This window comes from Maribacter sp. PR1 (genome assembly GCF_028464145.1).
GTDB lineage: Bacteria > Bacteroidota > Bacteroidia > Flavobacteriales > Flavobacteriaceae > Maribacter.
The window spans coordinates 30,861-48,217 of sequence record NZ_JAQPCG010000007.1 but is presented as its reverse complement, the minus strand read 5'-3'; the positions used below and the strand labels follow the sequence as shown (position 1 = coordinate 48,217).

Here is a 17,357-nt window from a genome sequence, read left to right as displayed (position 1 = left end):
TGGAACTGAATTCTAAAATGCTGTTAGGAGTAATCAATCACTTTCAACGATATCTTCGATACTTCTAGCAAGTTCAAAATCCTTTTCCGTAACTCCATTGGCATCATGCGTGCTTAACCTAATATTTACTGTTTTGTATACATTGCTCCAGTCTGGATGATGACCCTGAGCTTCACACTCAAAGGCAATTCTTGTCATAACGGAAAATGCCTCTTTAAAATCCTTAAATTCAAAAGTGGTCTCAATTGCTCCGTCTACATATTCCCAGCCATCTAATTGGCCTAAGTAATCTTCTATTTGTTTATCTGTAAATTTTTCCATGAGTTAAGTTTTTAAAATTTATTTCAAAATATGATGGTCAATAATATCTTGGTACGTAAATCTTAAGTTCTTTGGGAGATTGTTCGATTTTGGTAAGACGGCTAAATACCTATCCTCGTTCGTTGTATAAACTCTTTTAATAATAGGGTTGAATTTGCCGACACGTTCCAAAACTTCTTTTACAAAGTCTTCATGATGAACTAAATCAGTACTACCAAGATGAAATATACCTGTTTTGTTTCTATTGATAAGATAATGAATTTGTTGGGTTAGCTTGTTATCATTAGTAACATTTAATATTAAGTTAGGAAAAACTTCAACCGGTTCGTTGTTCAAAATCAAATCTTTCATTTGTTTAATGCGAGGAGAGCTATTTCCAAAGACCATAGGTATTCTTAAAATACCCATTTTTCCCTTAGGTAGACGCATCAACATATTCTCTATTTTAATTTTTAACCTCCCATAAATACTTTCCGAAAGGGTTTTGTCATTTTCGTAGGAAGGGTACTTACTGTAGGCATCAAAAACATTCGCTGAAGAAAGGAAATAAAGCTTACAATCGTTGCGTCCTATATATTCCACCAAATGTTGATGGGCTATAATTTGAGCTGCAAAATTACCCCTTAAAGAAGAAATGATTACTTGGGGTTTTACTGATTCCAGAATTTCGAAAATGTCATCTTCTTCCAAATTAAATTGAAAAAACTGCTTATTCCTTTCAAAGGACCTTCTAGAATGGAAATAGGTACCATACGTATCAAAATAATTACAAAGTTCCTTGTAAATAGCGTTACCCAGGAAACCGCTTCCTCCTAATATTAAGACCTTTTTCTTTTCCAAACTAGAAAATTGATAAATCGGATAATGTAGTTAGTCTTTCCAATACCGCCATCCCCCTGGTGGAGTTTCCTTTTTTGTTCAGGCCTGGAGACCAAACTGCCACACAAAATTTTTTGGGTAACAAGGCCACAATGCCCCCTCCAACTCCACTTTTTCCGGGAAGGCCAACTCTAAAGGCAAATTCACCTGCCTCGTCATAAAAGCCACAGGTTAACATGAGGGCATTAATTCTTTTTACCTGATTTACAGTTAAAAAATCTTGTTGACGTTTACATTTACCCCGATTTATGAAAAGATAGAACGTGTCACACAATTGGGAACAGGACATGGATAAGGAGCACTGGTAAAAGTAAAAATCCAAAACTTCTAAAACATCATTTTTAAGATTGTCGTAGGACTTTAGCAGGTTGGCAGCTGCATAATTTTTGAACCCTGTTGCTTTTTCAGAATTAGCTACATGTTCATCATAAGCGATAGAGGTGTCTCCACTTATTTGCCTAACAAATTCCAAAAATTCCCTTTTAGGATTTTTTAGTTCACTAACCAGAATATCAGCGATGACAATCGCTCCTGCATTTATTAGCGGGTTTCTCGGTATTCCATTCTCCTGCTCCAAAAGGGACAAATGGTTAAATGGATCTCCAGAGGGTTCCACATCCAAACGATCCCAAACTTTTTCCCCGATTAGATTCATAGCCATGGACAATGTGAGGACCTTGGAAATACTTTGAATGGAGAAACGCTCTTGGGAATCACCCACATTATATTCATTCTTATCAATATCCAATAAATGAATTCCAAATTTTTCAATGTCTATGCATGCCAATTCTGGGATATATGTGGCCACCTTACCTGTATCAGGTTGGTTTGTAACCTCTTGAAAAACGGTATTTAAAATAGTATTGAAATCTGGCATTTAACCTTTGTAAAACGGAAGTTTAACTACCGTGGCAGGCACAGCGTTTTTACGTATTTGTATGTTGATTTTACTACCAATCTCTGAAAATACAGTTGGAACATAGCCTAAACCAATTCCTTTTCCTAAAGAGGGTGACATGGTTCCAGAAGTGACCATACCCATTTTTTTGCCTTGACCATCTACAATGTCATACCCTTGTCTGGGAATTCCCCTTTCGTCCAATTCAAAAGCAATCAATTTTTTTTCAGGACCATGTTGCCTTTCTTTTTCCAGGGCCTCACTATTAACAAAATCCTTTGTAAATTTTGTAATCCATCCAAGACCGGCTTCGATTGGGGAGGTTCCGTCATTTATATCATTGCCATAGAGGCAATAGCCCATTTCTAGGCGTAATGTATCCCTAGCGGCAAGACCGATCGGTTTTATGCCAAAGTCCGACCCAGCCTCGAAAACCTTGTCCCAAATTTGCTGTATTTCACTGTTTTTACAATAAATTTCAAAACCACCAGAGCCTGTATATCCAGTAGCTGAAATAATAACATATTCAATTCCGGCAAAATCGGCAACCTCAAAATGATAGAATTTTATAGCCGATAAGTCAATGGAAGTCAAGGACTGCATTGCTTCAACAGCTTTTGGACCTTGAATGGCCAATAACGAATAATCTTCCGATAGATTACGCATTTCTGCATTAAAATCGGAGTTGTATTTAGAAATATGCTCCCAATCCTTCTCAATATTCGAGGCATTTACAACTAACAAATATTGTTCTTCTTTTACCTTATATACAATAAGGTCATCTACGATTCCGCCTGTTTCATTGGGTAGGCAACTATATTGTGCTCTCCCAATAGTTAATTTAGACGCATCGTTGGAAGTCACTTTTTGGATAAGATTTAAAGCATTAGGGCCACTAATTAAAAACTCACCCATATGCGAAACATCGAAGACACCAACGGCTTTTCTAACCGTTTCATGTTCTGCATTTACACCTTCATAGGAAACAGGCATATTATAACCAGCAAAGGGAACCATTTTAGCTCCCAAATTCTCGTGTGTTTGTGATAGGGCGGTATTTTTCATAACAGTATTTTGTGAATCGCAAATTTATAGAATTAAATAGGATAACATTGGTAGGTCTTCTTATGATTTACTTAAATTTTGTTTTAACTTGACCGAGCATATTACATGGTTTAATTGAAGTATATGAAAGCACCTCTTTTATTAATAGCATATCTCTTTTCTCTAATAACAGCGGGACAAGATATTCCACAAGACTATTTGACCTCGGACTTTCATAAAGAAAGAAGGGAAAAGGTGCGCGAGCTGATGTCTCCTAATAGTGTATTGGTGTTTTTTTCCAATGCGGAAAGAAATAGGGCGAACGATGTCGACTATGTATATCACCAAGATCCAAACTTTTATTATTTGACAGGGTATAAAGAGCCAAATGCGGTTCTTTTAATTTTTTCGGATTCACAAATAAATGATAAGGGTAACAAATTTGATGAATTGATATATGTACAAAAGCGAAACGCCAGAGAGGAACAGTGGACGGGAAAGCGCCTAGGGGTAGAAGGGGTTAAGAATAATTTAGGTTTTGATATGGTTTTCAATGGGGAAGACTTTGTAAACTTACCCATAGATTTAAGTTCTTTTGAATTGGTTTCTTTCTTTGATTTCGAGAATGATTACCGAGATAATAGGGGCGATGCAGATTTATTCGATTTAATAAAGACTTTTAAGATGAAGGCCAATTATCCTTCGGATTATGACCCTATAAGGCAGCGACTTTATTCAATGATAAATGCAGCAAAACCAGATAATACAGCCGAAGTGGCAAAGATGGTTAGTAGGTACCTAGAACGTTATGAAAACTTACAGCGTGATGAGTTTTTGGTGGATTTTGTAAATGCCCCGGATGATTCCGATAGGCTGGAAGTGAAGGAAAAGGTAAACCTAGCGCTATCCTCTAATAATTTAGACTCTAGCATGATTGCAGAAATTATGAGTACCATGCGCGAAACCAAAACCTCGGAGGAGATGAAGCTTCTTAAAAAGGCCATTGAAATTTCTTCGGTAGGTCAAATAGAAGTTATGAAGGCCATGCACCCTAATATGTCAGAAACCGAAATCCAAGGCGTCCACGAATATGTATATAAAAAATATGGTGCGGAGTATGAAGGATACCCATCTATTGTGGGCGGCGGAAACAATGGATGTATTCTACATTATATAGAAAATAGTAAACCGGAAGTGGGCAATGATTTGGTATTGATGGATTTAGGAGCAGAGTACCATGGATATACGGCAGATGTTACCCGAACCATTCCTGCTAACGGGAAATTTACACCGGAGCAAAAGGCCATTTACGATATTGTCTATGAAGCTCAAGAAGCAGGAATAAAAGCAAGTGTTGTAGGGGCACCTTTTCAGGCCCCTGGAAAAGCCGCTTTAAAAGTAGTCGAAGATGGTTTAATGAAACTGGGAATTATAACGGAGTCTAGCGAAGCCAGAACTTACTTTCCGCATGGAACTTCCCACTATTTAGGTTTGGATGTCCACGATCAAGGAACGTATAGGCCATTTCAGCATAATACGGTCATTACGGTTGAACCTGGTATTTATATTCCGGAAGGCAGCGATTGCGATAAAAAATGGTGGGGTATTGCTGTGCGTATAGAAGATGACATCCTGATTACCGAAAATGGTCCAGAAAATTTATCGGCAATGGCACCTAGAACCACTGAGGCTATCGAGGCAATGATGAAACAACCGAGTCCCTTGGATGATTTTAAACTGCCCAAGTTGGATTAACGGTTTAACAAAAAATAATTTAAATCTGAATAGGTCTTTATTTTAAGGGACTTTTTTTCCTTATTCATTACTTTTTGAATTTGTGGAGGTAGTGGGAGCTTTTTCCCTATGGTTTCTTCCACCACATCCAAAAACTTTACAGGATGTGCCGTTTCCAAGAATATGCCATACGTATTCGGGTGGTTTTCCTGATATTTTTTCAACCCTAAATAACCTACTGTCCCGTGCGGGTCCGCGCAATAACCGCTGGACTCATAAATTTCCAAAAGCGCTTTTTTTGTTTCCAGGTCATTGAAGGAGTAGGAGGAAAGATGATCTTTAAGTCTATTAAAATCATCTTGGAACAGATGTCTTATCCTAACAAAGTTACTTGGATCCCCAACGTCCATGGCATTCGAGATCGTAGTCGTAGAAGGTTTAGGTTTATAGGATTGCGTTCTCATAAACTCCGGCACTGTATCATTTACATTGGTTGCGGCAATAAAATGTTTTACTGGCATACCTAATCTTTGCGCAACCATACCTGCACAAATATTTCCAAAATTGCCTGAGGGAACGGAAAAAACAATCTCTTTATTAACTGATTTCACCTGTTTGTAGGCAAACAAAAAATAAAAGAGTTGTGGTAGCCAACGGGCAACGTTAATGGAGTTCGCCGATGTCAGTTTCATTTCCTTTAAAAGTGTTTCATCCAAAAATGCTTTTTTGACCATGGCCTGGCAATCATCAAAAGTGCCATCCACCTCTAACGCCGTAATATTTTTTCCTAATGTTGTAAGTTGTCTTTCCTGGATGTCACTTACTTTTCCACTGGGGTAAAGTATAACAACTTTTACACCTTTTACACCTAAAAATCCGTTCGCTACGGCACCACCGGTATCTCCGGAGGTCGCCACCAATACAGTTACCTCATTCTTTTGATCCTTAGAAAAATAACCTAGGCATTGCGCCATAAAACGAGCGCCAACATCTTTAAATGCCATGGTTGGACCATGAAAAAGTTCTAACGTAGCGATATTGTTTTCTATTTCTATCACTGGAAATTCGAAGTCCAACGTATTTTTTAAAATTTCTAGAAGAACATCATTCGGAATTTCATCGCTAACGAATTGATGTATGGCGTTAAAAGCAATTTCAAGGTTTGATAACTCTTCTATTTTTTCAAAGAAACTGTTTGGTAGAGGCTCGATATTTTCAGGGAAATAAAGGCCTTTATCCGGAGCGATACCATTGATTACAGCCTCTTTGAAAGAAACCTTAGGGGCTTTTTTGTTTAAACTATAAAATTCCAACGTGCTTTTATTTTTAAGATTGAGTATACAATTCCTTTTAAAGAATTTTAATTCCTTGTTGATTTATTTTGGAAACATGTACATCATATTCAATACCTATCTTATCGTATACTTCAGCCATGGCAATAGCAACTTTTTGAGCAATTTCCAAGCCCTTACTAAAAGCAAATATGGAAGGCCCAGAACCGGAAATCCCTGCTCCGAGAGCTCCAGCTTGAAGCGATGCATTTTTAACTATGTCAAAACCGGGTATAAGAATGGATCGTATAGGCTCTACAATATGGTCTTCCAAAGAACGACCGATTAGTTCATAATCATTCTGTAAAAGCCCAGCAATTAAACCACCAACATTTCCCCATTGTTTTATTGCCGTTTCCATGGATAAAGTAGTCTTAAGAATTTTTCTGGAATCAGATGTTTTTATCTCTATTTGTGGATGTATGACAGTGGCATATAATTCACTCGGTGCTTTTATTGGCACGATATCCAAAGGGGTATAACTTCTTACCAAAGTAAAGTCGCCGAATAGGGCAGGAGCTACATTATCTGCATGTGCAACATCGCTTGCTAGCCTTTCACCCTCCATGGCAAAAGTCACCAATTCTGTTTTAGAAAAGGGATTTCCCAACAAATGGTTCATCCCCCAAACGGCTCCTGTTGAACTGGCCGCACTACTACCAATACCACTTCCTGGTTTTATTTTTTTATAGATTTCAATTTCAAAACCTCCAGAATAATCAGATGCTTTCAAAAATTCAAGCCCAGCGACACCGGCCACATTTTTTTCTGTTTCTAAGGGTAGTTCCTGTCCAACTACTTTCGTTATCGAAATCCCCTTTTTATCAACCTTTCTTACTACCATTTCATCTCCGACGGCATCCAAAGCTACGCCCAGTACATCAAATCCACATGAAATATTGGCAATGGTGGCAGGGCAAAATACCTTGATTTTTTCCATAATCAAAAATTACCTATTCTAATTATATCCGCAAAGATACCTGATGCCGTAACTTCTGCTCCGGCCCCAGCACCCTTAATGATTAAAGGCAGATTGGGATAACGCTCCGTATAAAATAAAACGACATTGTCACTTCCTTCCAAATTATAGAAATCATGCCCCTTGGGAATTTCTTGTAACCCTACACTGGCTTGTCCATTTTCAAACTGTGCTACATATTTTAACCTGCTGTTTTTTGCTTTTGCATCACCGTAGATTTTTTGGAAATCGTCCTCATATTTTACGAGTGACTCAAAAAAGGCTTCATTATTGTTTGTGGCCAAACTTTCTTGTGGCAAAAATGAATCGTTCTTAATGTCCTTAATTTCCAACATATGTCCGCTTTCCCTAGCTAGGATTAATATTTTACGCATTACATCGATTCCACTAAGGTCAATTTTTGGATCGGGCTCCGTATAACCTTCCTCTTGTGCTTGTTTAACAATATCATGAAAGGTTGTTGTGTCGTCGAAATTGTTGAATACAAAATTTAGACTACCTGATAAAACGGCTTGTATTTTAAGAATTTTATCTCCGGAGGCAATCAAGTTTTTTAAGGTATCTATAATCGGTAGGCCCGCACCTACATTCGTCTCAAAAAGGAAAGGCGCGTTATATTCCCTAGCCAATGATTTTAGACTTGCATAATTATCATACGCTGAGGAGCATGCTATTTTATTACAAGTCACCACTGAAATACTATTGCCCAAAAATGATTTATAAGTCCTAGCGATTTCCTCACTGGCCGTATTATCTACAAAAATACTATTACGTAAATTTAGGTCATTAACTTTTTCAATAAATAGGTCCTTATTAGCTTTTTCCCCACTGTCCAATTCATTTTTCCAATCGTTAAGGTTGATACCTTTTTCATTAAAAAACATAGTACGGGAATTGGAAATACCAACGACACGGACATTAAGTCTCAAATTCTTTTTTAAATACTTTTCCTGTGAATTAATTTGGTTCAGGAATTTTGCCCCAACGTTACCCACACCCATTACAAAGAGGTTAAGCTGTTTTATGTTTTCCTCAAAAAACTCTTCATGTAGTGCATTAAGGGCCTTTTTTACATCTTTTTCGTTGATTACACAGGAAATATTCCTTTCTGAAGCTCCTTGTGCAATAACCCTAATATTTACGTTGTTCTTACCTAATGTGCTGAACATTTTTCCACTCAGGCCTTGATGACTTTTCATGTTGTCACCTACTAATGCCACTATTGCCAAACCTTTTTCTGGAATTACCTTCTTTATTTTACCGCGTTCAATTTCATAGGTAAAAGCCTCATTTACTACCTCTACTGATTTTTCGACGTCATCGGAGGAAATTCCGACACATATAGAGTGTTCCGAAGATGCTTGCGTGATAAGAACCACGCTTATATCTGCCTGTGACAGTACTTCAAAAAATCTTTTAGAAATCCCCGGTATACCTACCATTCCAGGTCCTTCTAAAGACAATAGGGCCATATTGCCGATATGGCTAATACCTCTTACCGTTTTCCCGCCCTTGTTTTTGGATTTTGTAATCAAGGTTCCCGCTTCCTCAGGTTTAAACGTGTTTTTAATAATAATGGAAATTCCCTGGGATAATACCGGCTGTATGGTCGGGGGATACAAAACTTTAGCTCCAAAATGCGAGAGCTCCATGGCCTCTTCATAGGAAATGTGAGTTATAGCCTTGGCTTGTTTTACCATTTTTGGATTTGCGGTGTACATGCCACTAACATCTGTCCAAATTTCTAAAACATCGGCGTCTAGAGCTGCTGCATATATAGCGGCGGAATAGTCGGAGCCACCTCTTCCCAAAGTTGTTATATCCCCATTATGGGAAGAAGCGATAAAACCTGGGCAAACAGTTATGGCCGAAGCATTTTGATTAAAATAACTCTTACAATATGTATTTGTGCTTTCGAAATCAACTACATTTTTCCCAGCGACTTTGAGAGTTTTAATAAGTTCCCTACTATCCTTATAATCACAGTCTAGACCTTCTGAAACTAGGTTTTCGCTAATAATATAAGAAGATAGTAGCTCACCAAAACTTACAATTTTATCTGAAAGTTTAGGAGTTATTTCACCAATAAAAAAGGCTCCTTCCAATAAGGTTTCCAAAACATTTAATTCGGTCTTTACTTTACTCAATACGCTACTTTGCAAAGTAATCGGAATTAATTCCTTAACCATGTCTAAATGTCTGGTCTCTAAATCCTTGAGGGTATTTTTATATGCTGTATTCTGTGATGCCGCTAATTCCCCGGCATTTATCAATTGGTCCGTAACACCACCAAATGCTGAAACAACTACGATTATCTTGTCTTCATAGGATGTCAAGATATTTTTGATTTTTATAATGTTTTCAGGATTGGCTACCGAGGAGCCACCAAATTTTAAGATTTTCATTTATAGGATTACTTGAATATTAGCTTAATGGAGAAGGTGTTATAAAACACAGGGTCGGAAGTGAATAATTTTTTACCCCTTAGGGGTGAACATAACTTTAACTATATTAAAGTTAATTCTTAAGGTAAGAAAAACTGAATATGTGTCCTTACTTGTACAATTCATTGTTAAAATGATGAGGCTCAAAAGTAGTACATTTGGCTAGCTATTCAAATGTTTCCACAAATTTTTACGGAATCGTTAGTTTTTAATTCAATTTAAAATAGAAATGAAGATTTTTAGTGCAGAACAAATATATAAAGCGGATAAAGCAACCTTAGAAAAGCAGGACATTTCGAGTGAAGAACTTATGGAGCGGGCGGCAACCCAGATGTTCAACTGGATGCATGTAAGGATGCAGGGAGCGCCAGTTAAGATTCATTTGTTCTGCGGAATAGGAAATAATGGGGGTGATGGTATCGCTTTGGCAAGACATTTATTTGAGCACGGTTACGACATTGCAGTTTATGTGGTGAAATATAGTGACAAGCGGTCTAATGATTTTCTAGTCAATTTGGAAAGGCTAAAAGATCGTAAAATATGGCCTGTATTCTTAGATGATAAAAGTGATTTGCCTAATATTAGTCAAGATGATATTATAGTGGATGCCGTCTTTGGTATAGGGCTTAACCGAACTCCAGACGATTGGGTAACCAAGCTCATTAGTCACCTGAACGATTCAAAGGCTTTTATACTGGCGGTTGATATTCCTTCCGGGCTTTTTACAAATTGTGTTCCAGAGAATTTAGATTCTGTTATAAAAGCTAATTATGTGCTAAGTTTTCAAGTGCCCAAATTGGTATTTTTTTTACCACAGACAGGAGTTTTTGTAGAGCAATGGGAGGTTTTGGATATTGGTTTGGATTCTGAATTTTTAATGAAGGAAGAAACGGAATATGATTTAATAGCTAAAAGTGAAGTTTTACAGTTTTACCGACCCAGGACCAAATATTCCCATAAAGGTACCTATGGCCACGCTCTAATAGTGGGTGGAAGCTATGGGAAAATTGGTGCTGTAACCTTGTCCAGCAAAGCAGCTTTAAAATCAGGTAGTGGATTGGTTACTACCTATATTCCCGAATGTGGCTATCAAATTTTACAAACCTCAGTGCCGGAGATTATGGTACTTACCAATGGTAAAACTTCCCTAGAAACCATTGATTTTGATATTAAACCCACTGTTGTTGGTATTGGGATGGGAATGGGGATAGGGGAAAGGACTGCGAAGGCCTTGACCGAGTTCTTAAAAGTAAATAAGTTACCATTGGTTTTAGATGCCGATGCTTTGAATATTCTTTCCAAAAACAAGGAATCATTGAAGTATCTTCCGGAAGAATCTATTTTAACACCACATCCTAAGGAATTGGAAAGACTGATAGGTAAATGGAAAGATGATTTCGATAAGTTAAAAAAAGTAAAGGCCTTTTCTAAGAAATACAAGACCATCATCATCATAAAGGGAGCGCATACCATAACTTTTTACCAAGGTAAGGGATATATAAATACGACAGGTAATCCTGGGATGGCCACTGCGGGAAGCGGTGACACCCTTACGGGCGTTATAACGGGACTAATAGCCCAGGGATACACCAATATGCAAGCAGCAATTTTTGGTGTTTACCTTCATGGAAAATCAGGTGATTTGGCCCTGGAGAAAACAGGATATCAATCCCTAGTAGCTTCGGATATCATAAATGGATTAGGGCAAGCTTTTATCGACTTGTTTAAAGTGCCCGAACAGGTTTCGGAGCAGCAAGAGGAGGATAAAAAAGAGAATGTAAAATAATTACTTTCCTTTTATCCTGCGCTTTACCCATTTTAATGCATTATCATACTCGATAAAAAACTTCATAGGTTTTTTGTAGAATAATTTCTCAATCTTAAAGTTGTGCATGTCTATTTCCTTAACGGAAACGATTGCGAAAGCTTTAAGATTTTCTAGCTCTTTAAGATAATTATAAATTGTGGGGTCTATGGCATATGAATTTTTTCTTAGGCTTATAAAACCAAAATTCTTATTTCTAAAGTGGATTTCGGAAATTCCAATTATTTGATATGCCCTCTCTAAAGTTAGCGTGGCACCTTCATCAAAAATCGATACCATATAATCGTCAAAAACCTGAATTTTTCCAACTTCCAGGTTGTACTCACGTACTATGATCTTTTTATTCACAGATCCTACCTTCATTTCATTAGTATTATAGTGTCTAAGACGAAAGTAATTTTATTGGGTCCGTTTTGATAAAATTTTAGATTAAACGCGTAAATATCTCATGTACTGCTATAGGGCTCAAAACTTTGTATTTTTATTCTTACGTGTGCTGATGTATTGTATTAAAAATAAAGAAGGGAGCTTAAATCGGCTCCCTTCTTTAATGCAATGTTAATACTAATTTATTATTCTGATTTAGGGGATTCTTGGGGTTTCTTGATTTTTATAGTAAGTTCATCCTTCTTTTTATCAAGGTCCATTTTAATGGTATCTCCCTCTTCCAATTTTGAGTTCACAATTTCCTCTGCCAAGGCATCCTCAATGTATTTTTGTATCGCTCTTTTTAAAGGTCTCGCCCCATATTGCTTATCGAAGCCTTTTTCAGCAATGTAATCCTTGGCCGCTTCTGAAAGTTTCAATTCATATCCAATACCTTTAATACGCTTGTACAATTTAGATAGCTCTATATCAATAATTTGATGTATATGCTCTCTTTCCAAGGCATTAAAGACAATAACATCATCTATTCGGTTTAGGAATTCTGGAGCAAACGCCTTTTTCAAAGCGTTTTCAATAACGCCTTTTTGATGCGTGCTGGCTTGATCCTTTTTGGCAGCGGTTCCAAAACCTACGCCTTGTCCAAAATCCTTTAATTGGCGTGCTCCAATGTTGGAGGTCATTATAATAATCGTATTTCTAAAATCGATTTTTCTTCCAAGACTATCGGTCAAATAACCATCATCCAAAACTTGTAATAGCATGTTGAAAACGTCAGGATGTGCTTTTTCTACCTCGTCCAATAGAATAACGGAATAGGGCTTTCTTCGAACTTTTTCTGTCAATTGTCCCCCTTCTTCGTAACCGACATACCCTGGAGGTGCACCAACTAATCTAGAGATAGCAAATTTTTCCATATACTCGCTCATGTCAATTCTGATAAGTGCATCCTCAGAGTCAAAGAGCTCTTTCGCCAATACCTTGGCCAATTGCGTTTTACCTACACCGGTCTGTCCTAAAAAAATAAAGGAACCAATAGGCTTATTAGGATCTTTTAGACCAGCCCTGTTTCTCTGAATAGCTTTAGAAACTTTACCAACCGCTTCATCCTGACCAATTACATTGGCTTTAATGAGTTTTGGCAACTCTGCTAATTTGTTGCTTTCTGTCTGTGCAATTCTATTAACTGGAATCCCACTCATCATGGAAACGACGTCGGCTACGTTGTCCTCAGAAACGGTTTCTTTATGTAATTTACTTTCATCTTCCCATTTCTCCTGAGCAACCGCTAAATCTTTTTCAATCCTTTTTTCATCATCCCTTAACTTGGCAGCCTCTTCGTATTTCTGTTTTTTAACAACAGTATTCTTCAGTTCGCGAACATCTTCCAGTTTTTTCTCAAGCTCCAAAATTTGTTTGGGGACATCCATATTTACAATATGGACACGAGAACCGGCCTCATCTAGGGCATCAATAGCCTTGTCCGGAAGGAATCTATCCGTCATGTATCTATTTGTCAACTTAACACAGGCTTCAATAGCCTCGTCAGTATAGCTCACATTATGGTGGTCTTCATATTTGCCTTTAATATTATGAAGAATTTCTACGGTTTCCTCAACACTAGTAGGCTCCACAATGACTTTTTGAAATCTTCTTTCTAAAGCGCCATCCTTTTCTATATACTGTCTGTATTCATCTAAGGTTGTTGCTCCAATACATTGAATTTCTCCTCGGGCCAATGCAGGTTTGAACATATTGGAGGCGTCCAAACTACCTGTAGCACCTCCCGCGCCTACAATGGTGTGTATTTCATCAATGAACAGGATAACATCGTCATTTTTTTCCAGCTCGTTCATCACGGCTTTCATTCTTTCTTCGAATTGACCGCGATATTTTGTTCCTGCAACAAGGGATGCCAAATCCAAGGTAACCACTCTTTTGTTATAAAGAATCCTGGAAACTTTTTTATTGACTATTCGTAAAGCCAACCCCTCGGCAATAGCACTTTTACCAACGCCTGGTTCACCGATTAACAGCGGGTTGTTCTTTTTTCTTCTACTAAGAATTTGGGAAACCCGCTCTATCTCTTTCTCCCTTCCTACTACGGGGTCCAATTTGTTTTCTTCAGCCATATTAGTAAGGTCCCTTCCAAAATTGTCCAATACAGGAGTTTTGGATTTTTTAGTGCTTTTGGTTCCTGAATTGGTTCCAAAAGTACTTTCCTTACCCTCATTGGTATCATCCGAATCACTTGGAAACGATTCTGAAGTAGGCGAATCGACTATATCATCATCACTAGTTATCATAAATTTGAACTGTTCTTTAACCCCATCATAATCAACTTTTAACTTATGTAGCAATTTTGTGGTGGGATCGTTCTCGTTTCTTAATATGCACAATAACAGATGTGCAGTGTTTATTGAAGAACTCTGAAAAAGCTTAGCTTCTAAAAAGGTAGTCTTTAGCGCACGTTCAGCCTGTCTGGTTAAATGTAGATTTTTCTTGTCTTTTTGAACATTTCCGGCATTTGGGTTAGAGGGACTCAAGATTTCGACCTTTCTACGTAAATGTTCAAGGTCTACGTCCAATGCATCCAAAATACTTATTGCTTTTCCACTACCATCCCTTAAGAGGCCCAACATCAAATGCTCGGTACCAATAAAATCATGGCCGAGTCTTAAAGCTTCCTCCTTACTGTAGGCAATTACATCTTTTACTCTAGGTGAAAAATTATCATCCATATATCGTAGTATCAACTATAAAATTACTAAATCTCAATTAATCATGGGCAAATACTGTACCTATATTCGTTAAAGTTATTCTAAATGACGAAAAAAGATAACTAAATCAAAATCAGGGTGGGTATAATTATTAACTTTTTGGAATGGACATAGTGTTAATAAAATATTGAATAAATACTTTTTTGAGTTCTTCAAACCCTTCGATTTTGCGTATATTGGCATGCTTTTTTACTAATAAAAAAACAATTAATATTTTACAATGGCGGAAGGTGAAAAATTGATTCCTATCAACATCGAAGAAGAAATGAAATCTGCCTACATTGATTATTCAATGTCGGTCATAGTGTCACGAGCACTGCCAGATGTGCGAGATGGTCTAAAACCTGTACATAGGCGCGTTCTTTTTGGAATGCATGAACTTGGTGTAAGAAGTACTAGTTCCCATAAAAAATCAGCCCGTATTGTGGGTGAAGTTCTTGGTAAATATCACCCTCATGGTGATACTTCAGTTTACGATACCATGGTTAGAATGGCCCAGGAATGGAGTTTGCGTTATATGCTGATAGATGGTCAGGGTAACTTTGGTTCTGTAGATGGTGATAGTCCGGCAGCAATGCGTTATACCGAGGCACGTATGCGTAAGATTGCGGACGAGATGTTGGCGGATATTGATAAAGATACGGTGGACCATCAACTGAATTTCGATGATTCCTTAAAAGAGCCAACAGTTCTGCCCACAAGGGTTCCAAACTTATTGGTTAATGGGGCTTCAGGTATTGCCGTAGGTATGGCCACAAATATGCCTCCACACAATCTATCTGAAGTAGTGGATGGTACCATTGCCTACATCGAAAATAATGATATAGAAATCGATGAGTTAATTACCCATATCAAGGCCCCTGATTTTCCAACTGGTGGTATTATTTATGGATATGATGGTGTTAAAGAGGCATTTCATACAGGACGGGGAAGAGTAATGATGCGTGCTAAGGCCACCTTCGAAGAAGTTCAGGGGCGTGAGTGTATCATAGTTACCGAAATACCTTATCAAGTGAACAAGGCGGATATGATCAAGAAAACGGCCGACTTGATAAACGATAAGAAGATAGAAGGTATTTCAACCATTAGGGATGAGTCTGACCGAAAAGGAATGCGCATTGTGTATATTCTAAAAAGGGATGCCATTCCAAATATTGTTTTAAATACCTTATATAAATATACCGCACTACAAACTTCGTTTAGCGTAAATAACATTGCTCTTGTAAAGGGAAGACCTCAATTGCTCAATGTAAAGGATATGATTCATCATTTTGTGGAGCATAGACACGAGGTTGTTGTAAGACGAACTGAGTTTGAATTGAAAAAAGCTGAGGATAGGGCACACATTCTTGAAGGACTTATTATCGCTTCAGACAATATTGATGAGGTTATAGCAATTATTAGGGCATCTTCCAATGCAGATGAGGCAAGAGAGAACTTAATGGAACGCTTTAAACTTACCGAAATTCAAGCCAAGGCAATCGTGGAAATGAGATTGCGACAATTGACGGGCTTAGAGCAGGATAAATTACGTTCCGAGTATGAAGAGATTATTAAGACCATTGCTGACTTAAAAGACATTCTTGCTAAAAAAGAGCGAAGAATGGAAATTATCAAGGAAGAACTTCTTGAAGTTAAAGAAAAGTATGGTGATGAGCGTCGTTCCGAGATTAATTTTGCCGGTGGCGATTTGAGTATGGAGGATATGATTCCTAATGAACAAGTTGTCATAACTATTTCTAGGGCCGGTTATATCAAAAGAACGCCATTGACCGAGTATAAAACCCAACATAGGGGTGGAGTAGGTCAAAAGGCTTCTTCCACCAGAAATGAAGACTTCTTGGAGTATTTGTTTGTAGGTACTAACCATCAATACATGTTATTCTTTACCCAAAAGGGTAAGTGTTTCTGGATGAGGGTGTTCGAGATTCCTGAGGGAAGTAGAACTTCCAAAGGCAGGGCGATTCAAAATTTAATCAATATTGAACAAGAGGATACGGTAAAAGCCTTCATCTGTACTCAGGATTTAAAAGATGAAGAGTACGTAAATGGTCACTATGTGATTATGGCCACCAAAAAAGGCACGGTTAAAAAAACTTCCCTGGAACAATATTCACGACCAAGGCAAAATGGAATCAATGCTATTACCATACGTGAGGGAGACGAACTTTTAGAGGCTAAGTTGACAACGGGAACCAGCCAAATTTTCCTAGGTCTAAAATCAGGTAAAGCAATAAGGTTCGAAGAGAGTAAAACTAGACCCATGGGACGAAATGCTTCAGGTGTGCGTGGAATTACATTGGCCAGTGAAGAAGATGAGGTTGTAGGAATGGTTTCGGTACATAATTTTGAGGATGAACTTTTGGTGGTGTCCGAAAACGGATATGGTAAAAGATCAAGCATTGATGACTATAGAATTACCAATCGTGGAGGTAAAGGTGTCAAGACCATTAGCATAACCGAAAAAACCGGTAATTTAGTAGCTATTAAAAACGTAACCGATTCCGATGATTTAATGATAATCAATAAATCAGGTATCGCTATTAGAATGAGTGTGGAGGATTTACGTGTTATGGGAAGAGCTACGCAAGGCGTGAAACTAATCAATATTAAAGGTGACGATTCAATTGCCGCAGTGGCCAAGGTTATGAAGGAGGAAGATGATTTGGATGAAACGGATATTAACGAGATTGAGGTTAATCCGGAATAAAGTTGGCACGGGAATTGATTAATTTTGC

12 protein-coding genes are annotated in these 17,357 nt (G+C 37.7%); 3 read left to right on the top strand and 9 right to left on the bottom strand.

Annotation, left to right across the window (positions count from 1 at the left end):
- Nucleotides 1-33: 33 nt before the first annotated feature.
- The 4 genes from PP182_RS14675 to gcvT are packed head-to-tail and all read right to left on the bottom strand — an operon-like array spanning nt 34 to nt 3,163.
- Nucleotides 34-321, bottom strand: coding sequence for a 4a-hydroxytetrahydrobiopterin dehydratase (locus PP182_RS14675; protein ID WP_272652025.1), 288 nt, complete (start codon nt 319-321; stop codon nt 34-36).
- 18 nt (nt 322-339) lie between these two features.
- A complete protein-coding gene (locus tag PP182_RS14670) occupies nt 340-1,161 on the bottom strand; it encodes a sugar nucleotide-binding protein (RefSeq protein WP_272652024.1) in 822 nt (273 codons plus the stop codon).
- Between the two features lies 1 nt (nt 1,162).
- Nucleotides 1,163-2,077, bottom strand: a complete 915-nt coding sequence (locus PP182_RS14665; protein ID WP_272652023.1) for a glutaminase — start codon at nt 2,075-2,077, stop codon at nt 1,163-1,165.
- Entirely contained in the window at nt 2,078-3,163 is a 1,086-nt protein-coding gene (gcvT, locus tag PP182_RS14660; protein ID WP_272652022.1) for a glycine cleavage system aminomethyltransferase GcvT, read from the bottom strand.
- 123 nt (nt 3,164-3,286) lie between these two features.
- Here gcvT and PP182_RS14655 point away from each other — a divergent pair, with 123 nt between their 5' ends.
- Complete coding sequence (locus PP182_RS14655; protein WP_272652021.1) at nt 3,287-4,897, top strand: aminopeptidase P family protein; 1,611 nt, start codon at nt 3,287-3,289, stop codon at nt 4,895-4,897.
- Here the strand turns inward: PP182_RS14655 and thrC are convergent.
- From thrC to thrA, 3 genes are read right to left on the bottom strand one after another with little or no spacing between them, the layout of a single operon-like run.
- A complete protein-coding gene (thrC, locus tag PP182_RS14650) occupies nt 4,894-6,189 on the bottom strand; it encodes a threonine synthase (protein WP_272652020.1) in 1,296 nt (431 codons plus the stop codon). The genes PP182_RS14655 and thrC overlap by 4 nt on opposite strands.
- Before the next feature lie 37 nt (nt 6,190-6,226).
- Nucleotides 6,227-7,147: a homoserine kinase gene (locus PP182_RS14645; RefSeq protein WP_272652019.1), complete on the bottom strand. Its 921-nt coding sequence runs from the start codon at nt 7,145-7,147 to the stop codon at nt 6,227-6,229.
- A 2-nt stretch (nt 7,148-7,149) separates the two neighbouring features.
- A complete protein-coding gene (gene thrA, locus PP182_RS14640; protein WP_272652018.1) occupies nt 7,150-9,591 on the bottom strand; it encodes a bifunctional aspartate kinase/homoserine dehydrogenase I in 2,442 nt (813 codons plus the stop codon).
- A 268-nt stretch (nt 9,592-9,859) separates the two neighbouring features.
- On the opposite strand from thrA, the gene PP182_RS14635 reads away from it, so the two are divergent.
- Nucleotides 9,860-11,416 (top strand): NAD(P)H-hydrate dehydratase, encoded by a 1,557-nt coding sequence (locus PP182_RS14635; protein WP_272652017.1) that lies wholly within the window; start codon nt 9,860-9,862, stop codon nt 11,414-11,416.
- Here PP182_RS14635 and PP182_RS14630 read toward each other — a convergent pair whose 3' ends face one another.
- Complete coding sequence (locus PP182_RS14630) at nt 11,417-11,818, bottom strand: STAS/SEC14 domain-containing protein (protein ID WP_272652016.1); 402 nt, start codon at nt 11,816-11,818, stop codon at nt 11,417-11,419. It abuts the gene before it with no gap.
- Nucleotides 11,819-12,027: 209 nt separating this feature from the next.
- On the bottom strand, nt 12,028-14,580 hold the full coding sequence (locus PP182_RS14625; protein WP_272652015.1) for an ATP-dependent Clp protease ATP-binding subunit: 2,553 nt from the start codon (nt 14,578-14,580) through the stop codon (nt 12,028-12,030).
- Between the two features lie 259 nt (nt 14,581-14,839).
- Here PP182_RS14625 and gyrA point away from each other — a divergent pair, with 259 nt between their 5' ends.
- Nucleotides 14,840-17,329 carry a DNA gyrase subunit A gene (gene gyrA, locus PP182_RS14620; protein ID WP_272652014.1) on the top strand — a complete coding sequence of 830 codons (2,490 nt, stop codon included), beginning with the start codon at nt 14,840-14,842 and terminating at the stop codon, nt 17,327-17,329.
- Nucleotides 17,330-17,357: the final 28 nt, after the last annotated feature.